The sequence below is a fragment of the Sphingomonas sp. BL-S-28 genome, from assembly GCF_055521515.1.
In genome coordinates this window covers 3,673,013-3,690,696 of record NZ_CM145484.1, presented here as the reverse complement: position 1 = coordinate 3,690,696, position 17,684 = coordinate 3,673,013, and the positions used below count along the sequence as shown (strand labels likewise).

The 17,684-nt window shown below is 65.5% G+C and carries 18 protein-coding genes; 16 read left to right on the top strand and 2 right to left on the bottom strand.

Annotation, left to right across the window (positions count from 1 at the left end; translation table 11 throughout):
• Window positions 1-33: 33 nt before the first annotated feature.
• Window positions 34-1,188, top strand: coding sequence for a LysR family transcriptional regulator (locus ACZ1JC_RS25895; protein WP_465137433.1), 1,155 nt, complete (start codon window positions 34-36; stop codon window positions 1,186-1,188).
• Window positions 1,189-1,249: 61 nt separating this feature from the next.
• On the opposite strand, the gene ACZ1JC_RS25890 is transcribed toward ACZ1JC_RS25895, so the two are convergent.
• The gene (locus tag ACZ1JC_RS25890; RefSeq protein WP_465137434.1) at window positions 1,250-1,549 is read right to left on the bottom strand and encodes a GIY-YIG nuclease family protein; all 300 of its coding nucleotides are present in this window, start codon (window positions 1,547-1,549) and stop codon (window positions 1,250-1,252) included.
• A 443-nt stretch (window positions 1,550-1,992) separates the two neighbouring features.
• Here ACZ1JC_RS25890 and ACZ1JC_RS25885 point away from each other — a divergent pair, with 443 nt between their 5' ends.
• The 11 genes from ACZ1JC_RS25885 (at window position 1,993) to ACZ1JC_RS25835 (ending at window position 11,676) form a co-directional block, all read left to right on the top strand.
• Window positions 1,993-2,856: an NAD(P)-dependent oxidoreductase gene (locus ACZ1JC_RS25885; protein ID WP_465137435.1), complete on the top strand. Its 864-nt coding sequence runs from the start codon at window positions 1,993-1,995 to the stop codon at window positions 2,854-2,856.
• Between the two features lie 2 nt (window positions 2,857-2,858).
• Window positions 2,859-3,884 carry an amidohydrolase family protein gene (locus tag ACZ1JC_RS25880; protein ID WP_465137436.1) on the top strand — a complete coding sequence of 342 codons (1,026 nt, stop codon included), beginning with the start codon at window positions 2,859-2,861 and terminating at the stop codon, window positions 3,882-3,884.
• Entirely contained in the window at window positions 3,881-4,318 is a 438-nt protein-coding gene (gene ligA / locus ACZ1JC_RS25875) for a protocatechuate 4,5-dioxygenase subunit alpha (RefSeq protein ID WP_465137437.1), read from the top strand. Before ACZ1JC_RS25880 ends, ligA begins: the two co-directional genes overlap by 4 nt.
• A gap of 1 nt (window position 4,319) precedes the next feature.
• Window positions 4,320-5,219, top strand: coding sequence for a class III extradiol dioxygenase subunit beta (locus tag ACZ1JC_RS25870; protein WP_465137438.1), 900 nt, complete (start codon window positions 4,320-4,322; stop codon window positions 5,217-5,219).
• A gap of 69 nt (window positions 5,220-5,288) precedes the next feature.
• Entirely contained in the window at window positions 5,289-6,245 is a 957-nt protein-coding gene (locus tag ACZ1JC_RS25865; RefSeq protein ID WP_021234768.1) for a Gfo/Idh/MocA family oxidoreductase, read from the top strand.
• A complete protein-coding gene (locus ACZ1JC_RS25860) occupies window positions 6,245-7,249 on the top strand; it encodes an aldo/keto reductase (protein ID WP_465137439.1) in 1,005 nt (334 codons plus the stop codon). The genes ACZ1JC_RS25865 and ACZ1JC_RS25860 overlap by 1 nt, the downstream gene beginning before the upstream one ends.
• Window positions 7,250-7,411: 162 nt before the next feature.
• Complete coding sequence (locus tag ACZ1JC_RS25855; RefSeq protein WP_465137440.1) at window positions 7,412-8,308, top strand: formate/nitrite transporter family protein; 897 nt, start codon at window positions 7,412-7,414, stop codon at window positions 8,306-8,308.
• Window positions 8,309-8,343: 35 nt separating this feature from the next.
• Window positions 8,344-9,180 (top strand): formate dehydrogenase accessory sulfurtransferase FdhD, encoded by an 837-nt coding sequence (fdhD, locus tag ACZ1JC_RS25850; RefSeq protein WP_465137441.1) that lies wholly within the window; start codon window positions 8,344-8,346, stop codon window positions 9,178-9,180.
• A gap of 93 nt (window positions 9,181-9,273) precedes the next feature.
• Complete coding sequence (locus ACZ1JC_RS25845) at window positions 9,274-10,491, top strand: toxic anion resistance protein (protein ID WP_465137442.1); 1,218 nt, start codon at window positions 9,274-9,276, stop codon at window positions 10,489-10,491.
• Between the two features lie 18 nt (window positions 10,492-10,509).
• Window positions 10,510-11,235 (top strand): hypothetical protein, encoded by a 726-nt coding sequence (locus tag ACZ1JC_RS25840; RefSeq protein ID WP_465137443.1) that lies wholly within the window; start codon window positions 10,510-10,512, stop codon window positions 11,233-11,235.
• A 72-nt stretch (window positions 11,236-11,307) separates the two neighbouring features.
• Window positions 11,308-11,676, top strand: a complete 369-nt coding sequence (locus tag ACZ1JC_RS25835) for an EthD domain-containing protein (RefSeq protein WP_465137444.1) — start codon at window positions 11,308-11,310, stop codon at window positions 11,674-11,676.
• A 143-nt stretch (window positions 11,677-11,819) separates the two neighbouring features.
• On the opposite strand, the gene ACZ1JC_RS25830 is transcribed toward ACZ1JC_RS25835, so the two are convergent.
• The gene (locus ACZ1JC_RS25830) at window positions 11,820-12,611 is read right to left on the bottom strand and encodes an SDR family oxidoreductase (RefSeq protein ID WP_465137445.1); all 792 of its coding nucleotides are present in this window, start codon (window positions 12,609-12,611) and stop codon (window positions 11,820-11,822) included.
• A 197-nt stretch (window positions 12,612-12,808) separates the two neighbouring features.
• On the opposite strand from ACZ1JC_RS25830, the gene ACZ1JC_RS25825 reads away from it, so the two are divergent.
• The 4 genes from ACZ1JC_RS25825 to ACZ1JC_RS25810 are packed head-to-tail and all read left to right on the top strand — an operon-like array spanning window position 12,809 to window position 17,605.
• Window positions 12,809-13,522: a CoxG family protein gene (locus ACZ1JC_RS25825; protein WP_465137446.1), complete on the top strand. Its 714-nt coding sequence runs from the start codon at window positions 12,809-12,811 to the stop codon at window positions 13,520-13,522.
• Window positions 13,519-14,388: an FAD binding domain-containing protein gene (locus ACZ1JC_RS25820; RefSeq protein WP_465137447.1), complete on the top strand. Its 870-nt coding sequence runs from the start codon at window positions 13,519-13,521 to the stop codon at window positions 14,386-14,388. The genes ACZ1JC_RS25825 and ACZ1JC_RS25820 overlap by 4 nt, the downstream gene beginning before the upstream one ends.
• Window positions 14,385-14,891, top strand: a complete 507-nt coding sequence (locus ACZ1JC_RS25815; RefSeq protein ID WP_465137448.1) for a (2Fe-2S)-binding protein — start codon at window positions 14,385-14,387, stop codon at window positions 14,889-14,891. Before ACZ1JC_RS25820 ends, ACZ1JC_RS25815 begins: the two co-directional genes overlap by 4 nt.
• Window positions 14,888-17,605, top strand: a complete 2,718-nt coding sequence (locus tag ACZ1JC_RS25810) for a xanthine dehydrogenase family protein molybdopterin-binding subunit (RefSeq protein WP_465137449.1) — start codon at window positions 14,888-14,890, stop codon at window positions 17,603-17,605. The genes ACZ1JC_RS25815 and ACZ1JC_RS25810 overlap by 4 nt, the downstream gene beginning before the upstream one ends.
• Window positions 17,606-17,684 lie beyond the last annotated feature (79 nt).

Sequence of the window (17,684 nt, the reverse complement as noted above, 5' to 3'; positions counted from 1 at the left end):
GACACGTGATAGGATTTGGCTAATAACGATGCCATGGATATCTGGAGTCTCAACCTTCGGCACTTGCGGGCTGTCGCAAAAATCGCGGAATTGGGCACGGTCAATGCCGCTGCCCTGGCCGTGAACCTCAGTCAGCCAGCCATAACACAGGCGTTGGCCCGGCTCGAGTCGCAGATCGGCCTGCCGCTGTTCGAACGCCGTCATGACGGCATGGTGCCGACCAAGGCCGGAGAAATTCTCGCCCCCCGCATCGATGCCGCGCTGGGGCATGTGAACAGCCCCCACGTCACCATGTCGCGCCTGCGCGCGCTGCTGGCGCTGGTGGAGACGGGCTCCTACGCCGGGGCAGGGCAGGAGACGGGGCTGTCGCTCCCCTCGATCCACCGCGCGGTCAACGACCTGTCGCTGGCGCTGCGCCGCCCGCTGGTGGTGCGCCGGGGCAAGTTCGTCATCACCACCGAGGCGGGAACCCAGCTCGCCCGCGAGTTCCGCCTTGCCAAAGTGGAGCTGGAGGCGGGCCTGTCCGAAGTCGCCGCGCTGCGCGGGGTGGAAACGCGGCATATCGCAGTGGGCGCCATGCCGCTTTCCCGAGCGCGCATCCTGCCTGCCGCCGTGGCGCGCTTCCTCGCCCGCCGCCCGCATGTGAAACTGACCATCGTGGAGGGCTCACGCGCCGAACTGGTGGAGCCCTTGCGCGGCGGCGTGCTGGACCTGATGGTCGGCGCGCTGCGCGATCCGCTGGTGGAGCCGGATCTCGTCCAGCGCCCGCTGTTCGAGGATCGCCCCGCCGTCTACGGCCGCAAGGGTCATCCGCTGGAAGGCACTGACTCGACGCCGGCCGACCTCGCGCGCTATCCCTTCACGCTGCCGCCGAAGGGCACGCCGCTGCGCGATTCCTTCGAACGCTATTTCGAGGCGAACGGATTGCCGCATCCCAAGGTGCCGGTGGAATCGGGCTCGGTGATGATGATCCGCCAAGTGATGATGGGCGGCGATTTCCTCACCGTGCTCTCGCCCGATCAGGTGACGGTGGAACTGGAAGCCGGCTGGCTCTGCGAACTGGCGCGCCTGCCGGAGAACTTCACTCGCCTGATCGGCATGACCACCCGTTCGTCGCTGCGCCCGACCGAAGTGCAGGCGGAATTTATCGCGGACCTTGAATGGGCGGCGAAGCGGGTGGGGGATTAGGCTCGCTCGTCATCCTAGCGAAAGCTGGGATCGCCGTCGGTTAAACGAGACGGTCGAAGAGTTAAACGAGATGCTCGAAAAGATCGCCCCACGCGGGATTCTGCTTTTCGATCAGTTCGATTTTCCAATCGCGTTTCCACGCTTTCAGTGCCTTTTCGCGTGAGATGGCTGCGGTAATCTCGGCGTGTTCCTCGATCAGAACCAGCGTTTTCAGGCCATATTTGCGGCAGAACGCCGATCCTGTCCCGGCGCGATGTTGCATCATTCGGGCGGCGATGTTGCTCGTCACGCCGACATAGAGCACGCCGCGCGGCTTGTTTGTCAGGATGTAGGTCCAGCTGGCCATGCCGCGAGCGTACATGATGCGGAAAGCGATCCCAGCTTTCGCTGGGATGACGACAGGATTTTAATGGCGGTGGGCGAAGGGCGGCCTCGCGCAGTTTTGGGAAATTGCGCGTCATTTGATGTGTCGTTCACAATACTCAGCGGCGCCCGGCCTCATCACGTCATCCCAGCGAAAGCTGGGATCGCTATCCGCAAGCGTTGCCGTCTGATCGTGGCTCTATGGCTTGTGAGCGCAGTCTGGTTCGTGAAGCGCCGCGTCTGCGATGGCGCGCCAGGTTGCGAGCGGTCCCAGCTTTCGCTGGGATGACGGGGCATTGGTAATCCGCAAACTGGATTGCCCGAACGTGGCTTAATCTTTCTGCCATCTACGCATCCTGCAGTCGGATAAATTACACCAACCTTATAGCCGAAAGCCGCTTCCGATTGGCCCATTCCCTGCCGTGCGGGCAGGGTGGCGTAATGGATAGATCGATCGCCCTTATCGGGTTCGGAGAAGCCGGATCGACGTTCGCGGGAGCTGGAGACTGGTCGGCGCAGGCTCGTGCCTTCGACATTCTTCCCGCGCGTCGTGACGACATGGCCGAACTTGGCATCACCGCCTGCGACAGTGCGGCCGAAGCGCTTGCGGGCGCGTCGCTGGTGCTCTCGCTCGTCACCGCAGATGCGGCGCCGCTGGTGGCTGAAGCCGTTGCGCCGCTCTTGGGTGAGGGCGCGTTGTTCTGCGACATGAACTCGGTCGCGCCGGGCACCAAGCGGGCCGCCGCCAAGGCCATCGCTGCCGGCAAGGGCCGCTATGTCGATGTTGCCGTGCTCGCGCCGGTGAACCCTGCGCGGATGAAGGTTCCGCTGCTGGTTTCCGGCCCCGATGCCGCAGAGGCCGAAGCGGCGCTGACGGCGGTGGGCTTCACCAATGTGCGCGTCGTCGGCGATGCGGTCGGCCGGGCTTCGGCGATCAAGCTGGTGCGCTCGGTCATGGTCAAGGGGCTTGAGGCGCTGACGGCCGAGATGATGATGGCCGCCCATGCCGAAGGCGTGGCGGACGAGGTGCTGTCCTCGCTCGACGCCAGCGAGAAGACCATTCCCTGGGCGGAGCGCGCGGACTACAATCTCGACCGTATGCTGGTCCACGGCCGCCGCCGCGCCGCCGAGATGGACGAGGCCGCGGAAATGCTGCGTTCGCTGGGCATTCCGCCGCTCATGACCGAAAATACTGTCGCCTGGCAGCAGGCGCTGGGCGCGCTGGGCTTGGTGCCGCCGCCCGAAGGATTCGAAGCCAAGCTTGCGGCAGCTGTCGCGGCAGGCGTACTCAAGGGAGAGAATTGAGCATGTCGCTCATCATCGACTGTCACGGACATTATACCGTCCTGCCCAAGGCGCATGACGCCTGGCGCGAAGCCCAGATCGCTGCGTTCAGGGCCGGCGAAGCCGCGCCGCCCTACCCGGAAATCTCGGACGCCGAGATCCGCCAGACGATCGAGGACAACCAGCTTCGCCTCATCAAGGAGCGCGGTGCCGACCTTACCGTGTTCAGCCCGCGCGCCAGCGCCATGGCGCACCACGTCGGCGATCAGGCGGTGTCAGAGGCATGGGCCGTCCACTGCAACAATCTTATCGCCCGCGTGGTCCACATGTTCCCCGAGACGTTCGTGGGCGTGTGCATGCTGCCGCAGAGCCCCAAGGCGGACCTTTCCGCCTCGGTGAAGGAACTGCGCCGCTGCGTCGAGGAACTGGGCTTCATCGGCTGCAACCTCAACCCCGATCCGGGCGGCGGCCACTTCGAGCATCCGCCGCTGACCGACGAATACTGGTTCCCGATCTACGAGGCAATGTGCGAGCTGGACGTTCCGGCGATGATCCATGTCTCGGGTTCGTGCAACCCGGCGATGCATGCCACCGGCGGCTTCTACATCGCGGCGGACACCGTGGCCTTCATGCAGCTGATGCAGGGTAACCTCTTCGCGAAGTTCCCCAAGCTGCGCTTCATCATCCCGCACGGCGGCGGTGCGGTGCCGTACCACTGGGGCCGCTATCGCGGTCTGGCGGACATGCTGAAGAAGCCTTCGCTTGACGAATACATCATGAACAACGTGTTCTTCGACACTTGCGTCTACCACCAGCCGGGCATCAACCTGCTGGCCGACGTGATCGACAACAAGAACATCCTGTTCGGCTCCGAAATGGTCGGCGCGGTGCGCGGGATCGACCCGCAGACCGGCTTCTACTTCGATGATACCAAGCGCTATGTCGACGCGCTCGACATCTCCGATGAGGAGCGCCACGCGATCTTCGAAGGCAATGTGCGCAAGGTCTTCCCGCGCCTTGACGCCAAGCTCAAGGAACGTGGCCTGTGAGTGACAAGAATCCTTGCGAGAATGCGGGCGGTCCGATCGACATCCACGCCTATCTCGGTGAGTTCGACGATATTCCGGGCACGCGCGTCTACACGGCGAAGCGCGCGCGGCAGGGCTATCACCTGAACCAGTTCGCGATGAGCCTGATGAAGGCGGAAAACCGCGAGCGCTGGAAGGCGGACGAGCGTGCCTATCTCGACGAATGGCCGATGACCGAGGACCAGAAGCTGGCCGTTCTCGCCCGCGACTACAACCGCCTGCTCGATCTGGGCGGCAATATCTACTTCCTCGCCAAGGTCTTCTCGACCGATGGCCTGAGCTTCCTTCAGGCCGTCTCGACGATGACCGGTATGTCGGTCGAGGATTATCAGGCGATGATGATCGCCGGCGGTCGCTCGCCCGAAGGCCAGCGGTCGATCAAGGAGCACCGCTAAGATGGCCCGCATTACGCACGGCATCGCCTGCAGCCACATCCCGGCGCTGGGCGTCGCGTCCGATTTCGACAAGTGGGAAGATCCCTACTGGAAGCCGATCCAGGAAGGCTTCGCGCCCACCCAGAAGTGGGAAGCGGAGAACCTGCCGGACGTCGTGATCCTGGTCTACAACGATCACGCATCGGCCTTCGACATGAAGATCATCCCCACGTTCGCGATCGGCTGCGGCGAAAGCTACAAGCCGGCGGACGAGGGCTGGGGCCCGCGCGCGGTGCCCGACGTGGAAGGCCATCCGGACCTTGCCTGGCACATCGCCCAGAGCCTGATCCTCGACGAGTTCGACATGACCATCATCAACGAGATGGATGTCGATCACGGCCTTACCGTTCCGCTGTCGATGGTGTTCGGCAAGCCGGCAAAGTGGCCGGTGAAGGTGATCCCGCTGGCGGTCAACGTCGTTACCTATCCGCCGCCGTCGGGCAACCGCTGCTGGGCGCTGGGCGAGGCGATCGCGCGCGCCGTGGAAAGCTTCCCCGAAGACCTGAACGTGCAGGTATGGGGCACCGGCGGCATGAGCCATCAGCTTCAGGGCCCGCGCGCGGGCCTGATCAATGCCGAGTGGGACAACATGTTCCTCGACAAGCTTTCGGGCGATACGCAGGAACTGCGGTGCATTCCGCATATCGAATACCTGCGCGAAACCGGCAGCGAAGGCATCGAGATGGTCATGTGGCTGATCATGCGCGGCGCGCTGGGCAAGGAAACCCGCGAACTGCTGCGTTTCTACCACGTGCCCGCCAGCAACACGGCGGTCGGCCATATCGTGCTGGAGCCGGTGAACGGCGATGTGCCGCCCTCGGCCACCGTCGAAGGCGCGGCCACGCAACACCTCGTCGACTGATCGATTCCGCGTGCCGGTGGTTGACGCCGGCACGCTCCTTCCCTTGATAGAGTTTCCAAGGAGATTCCCATGCGTATTGCCCTCGTCGGCGCCGGCGCTTTCGGTGAAAAGCACCTCGACGGCCTCAAGAACATCGACGGCGTAGAGATCGCCTCGGTCATCAGCCGCTCAGCCGAGCAGGCTGCCGAAGTCGCCGCCAAGTATGGCGCGCCGCACTCCGGCACCGATCTGGCCGAAGTGCTGGCCATGCCCGATGTCGATGCCGTGATCCTCTGCACCCCCACGCAGATGCACGCCGAACAGGCCATCGCCTGCATGAACGCCGGCAAGCACGTTCAGGTCGAGATTCCGCTGTCGGACAGCTGGGCCGATGCCGAAGCCGTGGTGGCGAAGCAGAAGGAAACGGGCCTGGTCTGCATGGTCGGCCACACCCGCCGCTTCAATCCTTCGCACCAGTACGTGCACAACAAGATCACCGCGGGTGAGTTCAACGTCCAGCAGATGGACGTGCAGACCTACTTCTTCCGCCGCAAGAACATGAACGCCAAGGGCCAGCCGCGCTCGTGGACGGACCACCTGCTGTGGCATCACGCCGCGCACACGATCGACCTGTTCGCCTATCAGTCGGGCAAGATCGTCGCCGCCAACGTGCTGCAGGGCCCGAAGCACCCGGAACTGGGCATCGCCATGGACATGTCGATCCAGCTGAAGGCGGAAACCGGCGCGATCTGCACGCTCTCGCTCTCGTTCAACAACAACGGCCCGCTCGGCACCTTCTTCCGCTACATCGGCGACAGCGAGACCTATATCGCGCGTTACGACGATCTGGTGAACGGCCGCGAAGAACCGATCGACCTGACTGGCGTGACCGTGTCGAACAACGGCATCGAGCTGCAGGACCGCGAATTCGTCGCCGCCATCCGCGAAGGGCGTGAGCCTAACTCGTCGGTCGGCAAGGTGCTCGATTGCTACCGCGTGATCGGCGAACTAGCGCAGAGCCTCGAAGCACAGGATGGTTGGTCCTGATGACGCTTAAGCCTTCTCGGGGACGCCTGCTCGCGGGCCGTCCGGTCCACTCCGTCGGTCTCGGCTGCATGAATGTGGCCTGGGCCTACGGCAATCCGCCGTCTCGCGAGGAGGCGGTCGCGCTGTTCCGCCACGCCTTGGATGCTGGCTGCGATCACTTCGACACCGCCAACATCTACGGCATGGGTCTCAGCGAAGAGATCCTCAGCGAAGCGATCATGGACCGGCGGGACGAGTTCCTGCTGGCCTCCAAGACCGGCATCCTGATCGACGGCGCCCGCCGCGGCATCGACTGCGCGCCGGAGAGCATCACCGCCTCGCTCGATGCCAGCCTGAAGCGGCTGGGCACCGATCATATCGATCTGTTCTATATGCACCGCTTCGATCCGAAGGTGCCGATTGCCGATTCGGTGGGCGCCATGGTGCGCGCGATCGAGGCGGGCAAGATCGGCGCCTATGGCGTGTCCGAATGGTCTACTGCGCATATCCGTGAGGCGCACGCGGTGCATCCGGTGGCGGCGGTGCAGACCGAATATTCGCTCTGGACCCGCAACGTGGAACTGGGCGTGCTGGATGTCACGCGAGACCTCGGGATCGCGCTCGTCGCCTTCTCGCCCGTCGCGCGCGGGGCGCTGGGCGGCGAACTGACCGATGTGAACACACTCACCGAGAAGGACCTGCGCCGCAATTTCCCGCGCTTCATCGGCGAGAACTGGGCGCATAACCTCGCACTGATCGAGGAGTTCAACGCACTCGCCTCGTCGATCCGCGTCACGCCTGCTCAATTGGCGCTGGCCTGGGTTCTCGCGCAGGCCGAGCATGTCCACGCAATCCCCGGCACCCGTTCGATTGCTCACTTCGACGACAACCACGCGGCCGCCGCGCTGGAAATCGATGCGGGCATTCTGCAGAAGGCGGGCGAACTGATGAACCAGCAGACCATCGCCGGTCATCGCTATCCGGACATGATCAAGCCCACCATCGACACCGAGGACTACGTCTGAGGCGTTCGATCTAATCGCTCTGGATTGCTTCGCTTCGCTCGCAATGACGAAGCAAGGGGCGCCTTACGCTCCCCCTTCGTCATTGCGAGGAGCGTAGCGACGAAGCAATCCAGGGTAATAAAGCGCCACGGAACATCCCCCCTCCGGGTCGGTTCTGTGGGCATGGACGATGCCCGAACCGACCCCGAGCCGGCTGAAGAACTGGCCCACGACGACCCCGATCGCCGCAAGAGCGACCGAGAGATCGAGCGGGACGAGGCCGGCCTGACCCGCCACGAACGCGGGCAGATCAAGGACAATCTGCGGCTTTCCGCCCGCACCGTCTTCTCGGTAATCCGGCGAGAGGGGGAGGAGGAACTGCACCGCCCGGCGATGTCGCTCTGGTGGTCGGGCATTGCCGCCGGGATCGGCATATCCACCTCGATTTTCGCGCAGGGCCTGCTTCACAATGCCTTCGAAACCCATCCGCAGCGCGAGCTGATCGCGGCTTTCGGCTATGCGATGGGCTTCGTGCTGGTGGTGCTTTCACGCCTGCAACTCTTTACCGAGAACACGCTGACGGCAGTGCTGCCGCTGCTCGCCGGGCCGAATGGGGAGCGGCTGTGGCGCACTGCCCGGCTCTGGGGTGTGGTGCTCGCGGCCAATCTCTTCGGCACGTTCCTGACCGCGCTCTTGATCGACATCCTGATCAATCCCGCGCACCCCACGCTGGCCGGGATGCTGGCTGTCTCCAGCAAGGCGGCGGAGGCGAGCGGCACGGTGGCCTTGCTGGACGGCATTCCCGCCGGCTTCTTCATCGCCGCCTTCGTGTGGATGCTGCCCAGTTCGAAGGGTTTCGAAATCTTCGTCGTCGCGCTGTTCACCTGGCTGATCGCGGCGGGCGGTTTCACCCATGTCGTCGCCGGGTCTACCGAGATGTTCCTGCTGGCATTCCACGGCGCAATGCCGATGACGGAGGCTTTCACGCTGCACCTGCTGCCCACCCTCGCGGGCAATGTGCTGGGCGGCACCGGGCTGTTCGCGCTCTTGGCCTATGCGCAGATCAAAGCGGAAATCTGAATGACCCGCGCGGCGGGCTGGGCTAGGCCGGGCATATGGACGGCGCCGAACTCATCCCCGTTTCCCGCAGCCATTACGGCATAGGCCCGGACGCGGGCGAAACGCTCGCCGTGCCGGTCGAGGCGCCCATTGCCATTGAGACCAACGGCATCGCTTATGCCGTTATGATGGCCACACCCATCGAGATCGAGGATTTCGTCACTGGCTTCCTGCTGGCCGAAGGCTTGGCGGCGGCCGGCGAGATCGGCGAAGTCGCCGTGCATGCGGTTGAGAATGGCGACTGGGGCAGGGGCTACGTAGCCCGCGTAAATCTCCCGCCCGAACGCCTTTCGCTGATCGTCGAACGTGCGCGGCGGCGTACGGGGGACAGTTCCTGCGGCATCTGCGGCATCGAGGGTGTCGAATCCGCCTTGCGCCCATTACCACCCCTCTCACGCCAAAGTGCGGCGAGCCCGGAGGCGATCCGGCGCGGTCTCGATGCGCTGGATGCCGCGCAATGGCTGGGCCGCGAAACCCGCGCCACGCATGCTGCGGCGTTCTGCGACGAGGAGGGGGCCTTGGTGGCGATGCGCGAGGACGTCGGCCGCCACAACGCGCTCGACAAACTGGTGGGCGCGCTGGCGCGCAGCGGCATCGATCCGGCGCAAGGCTTCGTCGTCATGACATCGCGCTGTTCTTACGAACTGGTCGAGAAGACCGCGCGCGCGGGCATTCCGCTGCTGGTGACGATCTCCGCCCCCACCGATCTGGCCGTGCGGCGGGCGCAGGCGGCAGGGCTCTCGCTCTGCGTCGTCGCGCGCGACGATGCCATGCTGGTGGTGGGCGATACCCAGCCTTCCGACGAAGGCGCCACGCCGCTCGTCGAACCGTAAAGCGGGCCATTCCTGTTTTGCTTGTAGTTTTTTCGGCCCAACCTAGATTCGCGTGAGACGACACCATTTCTTGAAGGACGGGGATTTTCTTCCATGGCCACTACGACCGATCAGGCGACCGCGGGCGAGCTGAAGCTGACGCCTCCCGATCCGGTGCCGGTGGTCCAGCCCGAACGGGCGGCTGGCCTTGTGCCGGTGGGCGATGAGCAGAAGTCGAAGCTGCAAGTGCGCGTCGACGAATTCGTCGACGATCTTGTCACGCAGGATGTGAATTCGCCCGAATTCGGCCGCCGCGTCGATCAGATCACCAACATGGGCCGCAAGGAAATTGCCGAAGCGTCGGGCCAGTCCAACCGTTTCCTCGATCGTCCGGTGCGCGCAATGGATAAGGATGCCGGCGTCGGTGCCGACCTTGCCGAACTGCGCCGCACGGTGGAAGATCTCGACCCCTCGACCAAGGGCGATCTGCTGTCGCGCCGTAAGATCTTCGGGATCATCCCGATGGGCAACAAGCTGCGCAATTACTTCGACAGCTACTCCAGCGCGCAGGGCCACATCAGCGCGATCCTCGCCCGCTTGCAGGGCGGCAAGGACGAACTGCTGATGGACAACGCCGCCATCGATGTGGAGCGCCAGAACCTCTGGGCGGCGATGGGCAAGCTCGAACAGATGATCTTCATGTCGAAGGCGCTGGACGAGACGCTGGAGCAGAAGGCGAACGACCTCGACCATACGGACCCCGCCAAGGCCAAGGCCGTGCGCGAGTCTGCGCTGTTCTACGTGCGCCAGCGCACGCAGGACCTGCTGACGCAGATGGCGGTTTCGGTGCAGGGCTACCTCGCGCTCGATCTGGTCAAGAAGAACAATGTCGAGCTGATCAAGGGCGTCGATCGCGCTTCCACCACCACGGTCGGCGCGCTGCGCACGGCGGTGACGGTGGCGCAGGCGATGGCCAACCAGAAGCTGGTGCTGGACCAGATCACCGCGCTCAACACCACGACTGCGAAGATTATCGACGGAACCGGCCAGATGCTGAAGGACAATACCGCGCGCATCCATCAGCAGGCGGCGAACTCCACGATCCCGTTGGAAACGCTCAGCCGCGCGTTCCAGAACATTTATGACACCATGGATTCGATCGACACCTTCAAGATGCAGGCGCTCGATTCGATGAAGCAGACGGTGCAGTCGCTGGAAGGCGAAGTCACCAAGTCCAAGGCCTATATCGCCCGCGCCCAAGGGCAGGCCGAAGGCGCCGCAGCGCTGGGCGATACGAAGGCGGCCAAGGCGCTGCTGGAGGCGCTGGACTGAGCCTGATAGATTAGCAACATGCCAGACCCCACCTCGCGCGCGGTTTCCACGCGCAATGCCATGAATCAAGAGATCATCCGCGCCGCCCGCCGCCAGCGGGCCGCGCGGCTCTACACCGCGCGCCGCGAACGCTGGGCATTCCGCTGGCGCCGTATCCGGCGGGCGTTTCTGGCGGTGGCGGGGATCTTCATCGTCGCGCTGACCGCGGGGCTGATCCTTGGCGGGCTCTCTTTCGCGACCACGGTGCTGACCACGCTGCTGGCTTTCGCGGTGTTTTGCTTCCTGTCGATCTACCCTTCGAGCCCGCGCCTCAATGCCGGCGATCTGGGCAACGCGACCTTGCCGGAACTGGCGGGATCGACCGAGATCTGGCTGGAAAACCGCCGCCGTGCATTGCCCAGCGCCGCCGTGGACGCGGTGGACATGATCGGCGTCCGCCTCGAACAGATCGCCCCGCAATTGGCCTCGCTTCAGGAAAACGGCCCCGCCGCGCACGAGGTGCGCAAGCTGCTGTCCGAACATCTGCCCTCGCTAGTGGACAGCTACACGCGCATTCCGGCGGAACTGCGCAACAAGCCGCATGCGGGCGGCACCACTCCGTCCCAGCAATTGGTCGAAGGGCTGGACGTGATCGCCGGCCAGATCGAGGCAATGAGCCTGGATCTCTCGCGCAACGACCTTGACGCGCTGGCCACGCGCGGCCGCTTTCTGGAAGCCAAGTACATCGATTCCCGCGACGAATAGCGGCCATCGCTCCGGCGGTTGGGGTGGGCAGGGGCCGGGTGTTACCGCTGCCCTCCAATCGGGAGTGAAGGCATGGCCGGTACGGTGTTCAAGATTCTGCTGTTCATGAAGCGCCGGCCGGACCTGACGCCGCAGCAGTTCCGCGACTACTACGAAACGCGCCATGCGCCTTTGGCGGAGCGCTATTCGCAGGGGCTTTCGCGCTATGTGCGGCGCTATCTGGAGCCGCAGGTCCATCCGGAGACGGGCGCGTTCACCGATGGGCCGGACGTCATCACCGAACTCTGGTTCGAGGACGAGGCGACCTTTCGCGGCACCTTGCGCTATATGACCACCAGCCTGATGCCCGAGGAGATCGTGGCCGACGAGGCGAACCTGTTCGACCGCGCCTCGTTCCGGATCGCCACGGTGGTGGAGTGCGAGAGTGACCTAGGAACCTGACGCTGCCCTAAAAGATCCTCCCCCACCGGGGGAGGGGGACCGCCCGAAGGGTGGTGGAGGGGGCAAGCGCAACGCTGCCGAACGCCCCCTCCGTCAGCGCTACGCGCTGCCACCTCCCCCGATGGGGGAGGAACTGCGCCGGCTCAAATCCCCAACCGCCCCAGAATCCCACCATCCACCTTGATATCGCACCCGCTGATATACGAGGCCCCCGGCGAGCACAGGAATTCCGCCACCGAGGCGATCTCGTCCCCCACGCCCAGACGACCGGCGGGCGTCATAGTGATCATCTGGCGCATCTGTTCGCTCTCTTCCTGCTCGGCGCGGCTCATCGGGGTGTCGATGAAGCCCGGCGCGATCGAGCAGATGCGCAGCCCGCGCGCGCCGTAAGCCGCCGCCTCGCGCCCGACCAGCGCGATCACCGCGCGCTTGGAAAGGGTGTAACCCATGCCGGGATTGACGGCGAAGCGCTCCACATCCGCATGACCCTTGCCGGCCACCATGTCGCGCACGGCCGAGACCATTGCCGGATCGGTCAGCAGATAGCCTGACATGGACGAAATCAGCACGGCGCAGCCGCCTTCCTCGAAGCGCGGCAGCAGTGCGGCGACCAGCCGCTCGGTAGCGAAATAGTTCACTTCCAGAATGCGCAGCGGATCGGCCATCGTCGGCGAGAGCCCGGCCGTATGCACCAGCGCATGGAGCGGCGCTTCGCCCAGCGCGTCGATCAGGTCCTGCGGGAACGAAGGCGCGGAAATGTCGCCCGCCAGCGTGGTCACCTGCGCGCCATCGGCACGCAGTTCCGCCGCGAAAGCCTCCAGCTTTTCGGCGCTGACGTCGCAAAGCAGAAGCGGGCGGCCCTGCGCGGCAAAGCGCTTCGCGGTGGGAATGCCCATGCCGCCGGCGGCTCCGGTAACGATGACGGTTGCGCTCATGCCTCTCCTCCTGCCTCGGTTTTCCGGGTTTCGGGCGAGAGTGGTAGTGGCAGTGCGGGGTGATCGCCACCGAGTGGCGGCAGTCATCGCCCCGGGGAATAAGATACAGAGACGCTCATAAGTCTTGCGCCCGGCGGGAAGATCGCGTTCACTCCGCCACCGAAAGAAGAATACGGCCGAGCGGGGGAGAGCGCGGGATGCAGATGACGGGCGAGCAGCAGGTTGCAGCGCCGCGCCAGCGGGTGTGGGAGGCGCTGAACGATCCGGCCGTGCTCGCGCAGTGCATTCCGGGCTGCCAGTCGCTCGAACGGGATGGAGACAACCGCTTCGTGGCGGCGGCGGAAGTGAAGATCGGCCCCATCGGCGCGCGGTTCAAGGGCGCGGTGGAACTGTCCGATCTGGACGCGCCGAACGGCTATACGATCACCGGTTCGGGCAACGGGGGCGTTGCCGGAACCGCGAAAGGCGGCGCGAAAGTAAGGTTGAGCGACGCAGCGGCCGGGGGGACGCTGATCGCTTACGAGGTCGATGCGGAAGTCGGCGGGCGCATGGCCCAGCTTGGCGGACCGATCATCGATGCCACTGCGAAGAACCTGGCCGGCAAGTTCTTCGCAAAGTTCGGTGAGGTGGTTGCTTCCGGGGGGAAAACAACCGCCGCGACCGAACAAGGGGCGACGGCACCGGGCGCAGCGGTCGGGGGACCTGCGGCCGGTGCCGTTCCTGTTTCCGTTTCGACGGGATCGGCGCCCGGCGGCTTGTGGGGCTGGGTGGCGGCGCTGATCCTGGCGGTGCTGGCCGGCTTCCTGTTGGGCGCGGCGCATCTGCGAACCGAGATGCTGGTGGTGCTGGTGCTGCTGATCGTCACCGCTGCCGCCGCGTTCGAGGCGGGTCGCAGGGGAGCGCGGCGATGAAGCCCGCGCCTTTCGACTACGAGCGGCCCGGCACGATTGAGGAGGCCTGCCGCATCCTTTCCGAAGCGGGCGGCGGCGCGACGGTGATTGCCGGCGGGCAGACGCTGATGCCGCTGCTGAACTTGCGAATGAGCCAGCCTTTCATCCTTGTCGATATCGGCCGGATCGCGGCCTTGCAGGGCGTCACCCGCGTCGAGGGCGGCACGCGCGTCGGCCCGATGACGCGGCAGGCGGATGCCTTGGCCGATCCCGTGCTGGCGGCGCATCTGCCGGCGCTGGTCACGGCGCTGGGCCATGTCGGCCATCACCAGACGCGCAACCGGGGCACTGTGGGCGGCTCCATCGCGCTGGGCGAACCGGCGGCGGAAATGCCCGCGACGGCGGTGGCGCTGGGCGCGGTTTTGGAGATCACGTCGGTCAGGGGCACGCGCACCGTGCCCGCCAGCGAATTCTACATCGGCCCCTACATGACCGCGCTGGAGCCGGACGAACTGCTGACCGGGATCACTTATCCCGACTGGCCGGAGGGGCACCTTGTGCTGTTCCGCGAAGTGGCGCAGCGGCCGGGCGACTTCGCGCTGGTGGGCATGGTCGGCGCGGCGGTGGTGGAGGGCGACACGGTGACCCGCGCGGGCCTCGCATGGTTCGGCATGGGCCCCACGCCGATGCGGATGCGGCAGGTAGAGGCAGCTCTGACAGGCGCCTCGCTCTCCGGCCTCGATCCACGCGCCATGGCCGACCTTGCGGTGGCGGATACCGCGCCGTTCGACGATCACCACGCCAGCGCCGAATATCGCCGCACCGTCGGCCGCCGCATTTTCGCGCGAACCTTGCGCGAGGCACTGCAATTGAGGGAGGCGGCATGAGCGAGCACGTCCTTGCATTGACGCTCAACGGCCAGCGCCGCGACGCGGTGGTGGAGGCGCGCACCAGCCTTGCCGATTACCTGCGGCTCGATGCGGGTTGCACCGGCGTCCACCTCGGCTGCGAGCACGGCGTCTGCGGTGCCTGCACGGTGATGGTGGACGGACGCGCGGTGCGATCCTGCCTGATGCTGGCAGTTCAGGCGGACGGCGGCACGGTCACCACCGTGGAAGGCCTCGCCGCGCCGGACGGCACGTTCCACCCCGTCCAGCAGGCCATGCGGGAGGCGCACGGGCTGCAGTGCGGGTTCTGCACCCCCGGCGTGCTGATGACTTTCGCCGCACTCACCGGAAGCGAGACGAAGGCGAGCGAGGACTCGCTGGTTTCGGCGATGAGCGGCCACATCTGCCGTTGCACCGGCTATCAGGGCATCCGCCGCGCTGCCAAGGCGCTGGCGGAAGGCACTGTCGGCACCGGAGTGGCCGGTTCGGGAGCGGCCGAATGAACGCCCCCAATTCCAACCTTGGCGCCACCCGCTGGATCGGCAAGCGCGTTCCCCGCAAGGAAGACCCGCGCCTGCTGACCGGGCGCGGTCAGTTCGTCGACGATGTGACGCTGCCGGGGATGCTGCATGTCGCCTTCGCGCGCAGCCCGATCGCACGCGGGCGGATCGTTTCGATAGACACTGCGGTCGCGCGTGAGATGCCCGGCGTCCATGCCGTGCTGACCATGGCGGACCTTGCCGCGCGGCCGATCAAGATGCTCTCGTTCTTCTTTACCGAGGGCGAGATCGCGAACACCCCGCTGGCCGACGGCCATGTGTCCTATGCGGGCGAGCCGGTGGTGCTGGTCGCCGCCGAAACCCGTGCGCAGGCGGAAGACGCGGCCTCTCTGATCGAGATCGAGTACGAAGAACTGGATCCGGTCGTCACCATCGCGCAGGCCAAGGCAGCCGGGCCGATCCATCCCGGCATGGACAGCAATGTCGCCGCCGAAATCGGTGACGAGGAGATCGAGGACGAGCTGGAGGACAAGCTCGCCGGATCGGCCCTGCGCCTCAGTCACCGGATCGTCCACCAGCGCATCTCGCAATCGCCGATGGAAACGCGCGGCGTGCTCGCCTCGCGCGACGGACCGGAGGAACTGACGCTCTGGATCACTTGCCAGAGCCCGCATCTGGTGGCGCGTTGGGTCAGTCTTGCGCTTGGCCTGCCCGATACCGCGATCCGGGTGATCGCTAAGGATGTGGGCGGGGCCTTCGGCCTCAAGAACCATCCATGGAAGGAAGAGAGCGCGGTGATCGTCGCCGCGCTGCTGCTGGGCAAGCCGCTCAAGTGGATCGAGGATCGGTATGAGGCGCTGACCGCCTCCAATCAGGCGCGCGAGGCGGAAATGACCTTGCAGGCCGGGTTCGATGCGGAAGGGCGGCTGACCGGATCGCACGGCATCTATGACTGCAATAACGGCGCGTTCCCGCAGGGGGCGGACAGCAATATCGCCGTGCACATGTTCGTCTGGGCGGCCTATCGCGTGCCTGCCTACGCCTTCGTTTCGCGCGGGTGGTACACCAATACCAACGGCCTTGCCGCCTATCGCGGGCCCTGGGCGATGGAATCGCTGGCACGCGAGACTCTGCTGGACCGGGCGGCGCGGCAACTGGGTATCGATCCGATCGAGATCCGGCGGCGTAATCTGGTCTATCTGACGGATCAGCCCACCATGACCTCGATGGGCATTCCGGTCGACGACATCACCCCCGGCGAATGTCTGGAAAAGCTGCTCGACCATTTCGACGTGGCCGCGTTCCGGCGCGAACAGGCGGCAGCGCGGGCAGAGGGGCGCTATCTGGGCGTCGGGATCGCTTCCTATGTCGAGCCGACCGGCTCGGCCGGATCGATGGCACCGATGACGGGCGAACTGGCGCAAGTGCGGATCGAGCCGACCGGCAAAGTCACCGCCACGCTTTCCACCCATTCGCAGGGCCACGGCACGGCAACGACGATGGCCCAGTGCATCGCCGACCGCCTGGGCGTCCGTTACGAGGACGTGACCGTGTTCGAGGGCGATTCCACGCGCGGCGGCTTCGGCCCCGGCGCGGCAGGTAGCCGGCAGGGGGTGATTGCCGGCGGCGCGGCGATCCGCTGTTCGGAAATGCTGGCGGACAAAGTGCGCACGCTGGCCGCGCACTTGCTCAACGCCAGCGTCGAAAGCGTGGTGATCGACGATGGCACGGTGCGCGTGGAAGGCGCGCCGGAAATGGCCCGTCCGCTCGCGGAGATCGCCGCGATTGCCTATGGCGAGCCGGACCGTTTGCCGCCCGGTTTCGAAAGCGGGCTGGAGATGCAGTTTCGTTATCAACCGCCACCGATGACTTTCACCAGCGCCACGCATCTGGCCGTGGTGGAAGTGGATGCGGAGACCGGCTTCGTGAAGATCCTGCGCTGGATCTCCTCGGAGGATTGCGGGACGGTGATCAATCCGGCCGTGGTTGAGGGGCAGATTTCCGGCGGTCTGGCACAAGCCATCGGCATGGTGCTGCTGGAAGAGATGCCCTACGACGCGCGCGGCAATCCGCAGGCGGCGACGTTCAAGGACTACATGCTGCCGTCGATCAACGACGTGCCGACGTTCGAATTCGTCCATGCCAACACCCCGTCCAAGACCATCGGCGGTATGCGCGGCGTGGGGGAGGGCGGGGCGATCATCGGCCCGCCGACTTTGGTGAACGCCATTGCCGATGCGCTCACGCCCTTCGGCGAACTGGGCGATGTGGTGCTGCCGCTGACGCCCGCGCGCATCCTCGATGTGATCGAACAGCGCGACGTTTCGGGCGTCCATGCGCCGGAGCCGATGAAGGTGGAGGTTGTGGAGCCGGTCGCAGCGGCACCGAAGCCGATGGTGGAAGCGCCTGCCGTGTCTTCGGCCGGGCCGGAGGGCGACTGGAACATGGTGCTGAAGACGCCGATGGGGCCGCAGGCGATGGTGGCGCACTTCGATATCGAAGGCACGGCGCTCAGCGGCTATCTCTCCGCGCCGGAAGGGCGACAGGATTTTGCGGGCGGCACGGTGGAGGGCAACCGGTTGCGCTTCGATCTGAAGGTCGAGAAGCCGATGAAGATCACGCTGAAGTACGATCTGGAGATCGGCGGCGACACCATCACCGGCAAGTGCAAGATGGGCATGTTCGGCTCGGCCAAAGTGACCGGCGAGCGAGCTTAGCGCTCAGGCATTCCACCGACGGCGCCGACCCAAACCACCCCGTCATCCCCGCGAAGGCGGGGATCCCGCTTTTCTTGCG

Coding starts and splice junctions, on each gene's coding strand:
- ACZ1JC_RS25895 (WP_465137433.1), top strand. CDS start 34: ATGGATATCTGGAGTCTCAACCTTCGGCACTTGCGGGCTGTCGCAAAA.
- ACZ1JC_RS25890 (WP_465137434.1), bottom strand. CDS start 1,549: ATGTACGCTCGCGGCATGGCCAGCTGGACCTACATCCTGACAAACAAG.
- ACZ1JC_RS25885 (WP_465137435.1), top strand. CDS start 1,993: ATGGATAGATCGATCGCCCTTATCGGGTTCGGAGAAGCCGGATCGACG.
- ACZ1JC_RS25880 (WP_465137436.1), top strand. CDS start 2,859: ATGTCGCTCATCATCGACTGTCACGGACATTATACCGTCCTGCCCAAG.
- ACZ1JC_RS25870 (WP_465137438.1), top strand. CDS start 4,320: ATGGCCCGCATTACGCACGGCATCGCCTGCAGCCACATCCCGGCGCTG.
- ACZ1JC_RS25865 (WP_021234768.1), top strand. CDS start 5,289: ATGCGTATTGCCCTCGTCGGCGCCGGCGCTTTCGGTGAAAAGCACCTC.
- ACZ1JC_RS25860 (WP_465137439.1), top strand. CDS start 6,245: ATGACGCTTAAGCCTTCTCGGGGACGCCTGCTCGCGGGCCGTCCGGTC.
- ACZ1JC_RS25855 (WP_465137440.1), top strand. CDS start 7,412: ATGGACGATGCCCGAACCGACCCCGAGCCGGCTGAAGAACTGGCCCAC.
- fdhD (WP_465137441.1), top strand. CDS start 8,344: ATGGACGGCGCCGAACTCATCCCCGTTTCCCGCAGCCATTACGGCATA.
- ACZ1JC_RS25845 (WP_465137442.1), top strand. CDS start 9,274: ATGGCCACTACGACCGATCAGGCGACCGCGGGCGAGCTGAAGCTGACG.
- ACZ1JC_RS25840 (WP_465137443.1), top strand. CDS start 10,510: ATGCCAGACCCCACCTCGCGCGCGGTTTCCACGCGCAATGCCATGAAT.
- ACZ1JC_RS25835 (WP_465137444.1), top strand. CDS start 11,308: ATGGCCGGTACGGTGTTCAAGATTCTGCTGTTCATGAAGCGCCGGCCG.
- ACZ1JC_RS25830 (WP_465137445.1), bottom strand. CDS start 12,611: ATGAGCGCAACCGTCATCGTTACCGGAGCCGCCGGCGGCATGGGCATT.
- ACZ1JC_RS25825 (WP_465137446.1), top strand. CDS start 12,809: ATGCAGATGACGGGCGAGCAGCAGGTTGCAGCGCCGCGCCAGCGGGTG.
- ACZ1JC_RS25820 (WP_465137447.1), top strand. CDS start 13,519: ATGAAGCCCGCGCCTTTCGACTACGAGCGGCCCGGCACGATTGAGGAG.
- ACZ1JC_RS25815 (WP_465137448.1), top strand. CDS start 14,385: ATGAGCGAGCACGTCCTTGCATTGACGCTCAACGGCCAGCGCCGCGAC.
- ACZ1JC_RS25810 (WP_465137449.1), top strand. CDS start 14,888: ATGAACGCCCCCAATTCCAACCTTGGCGCCACCCGCTGGATCGGCAAG.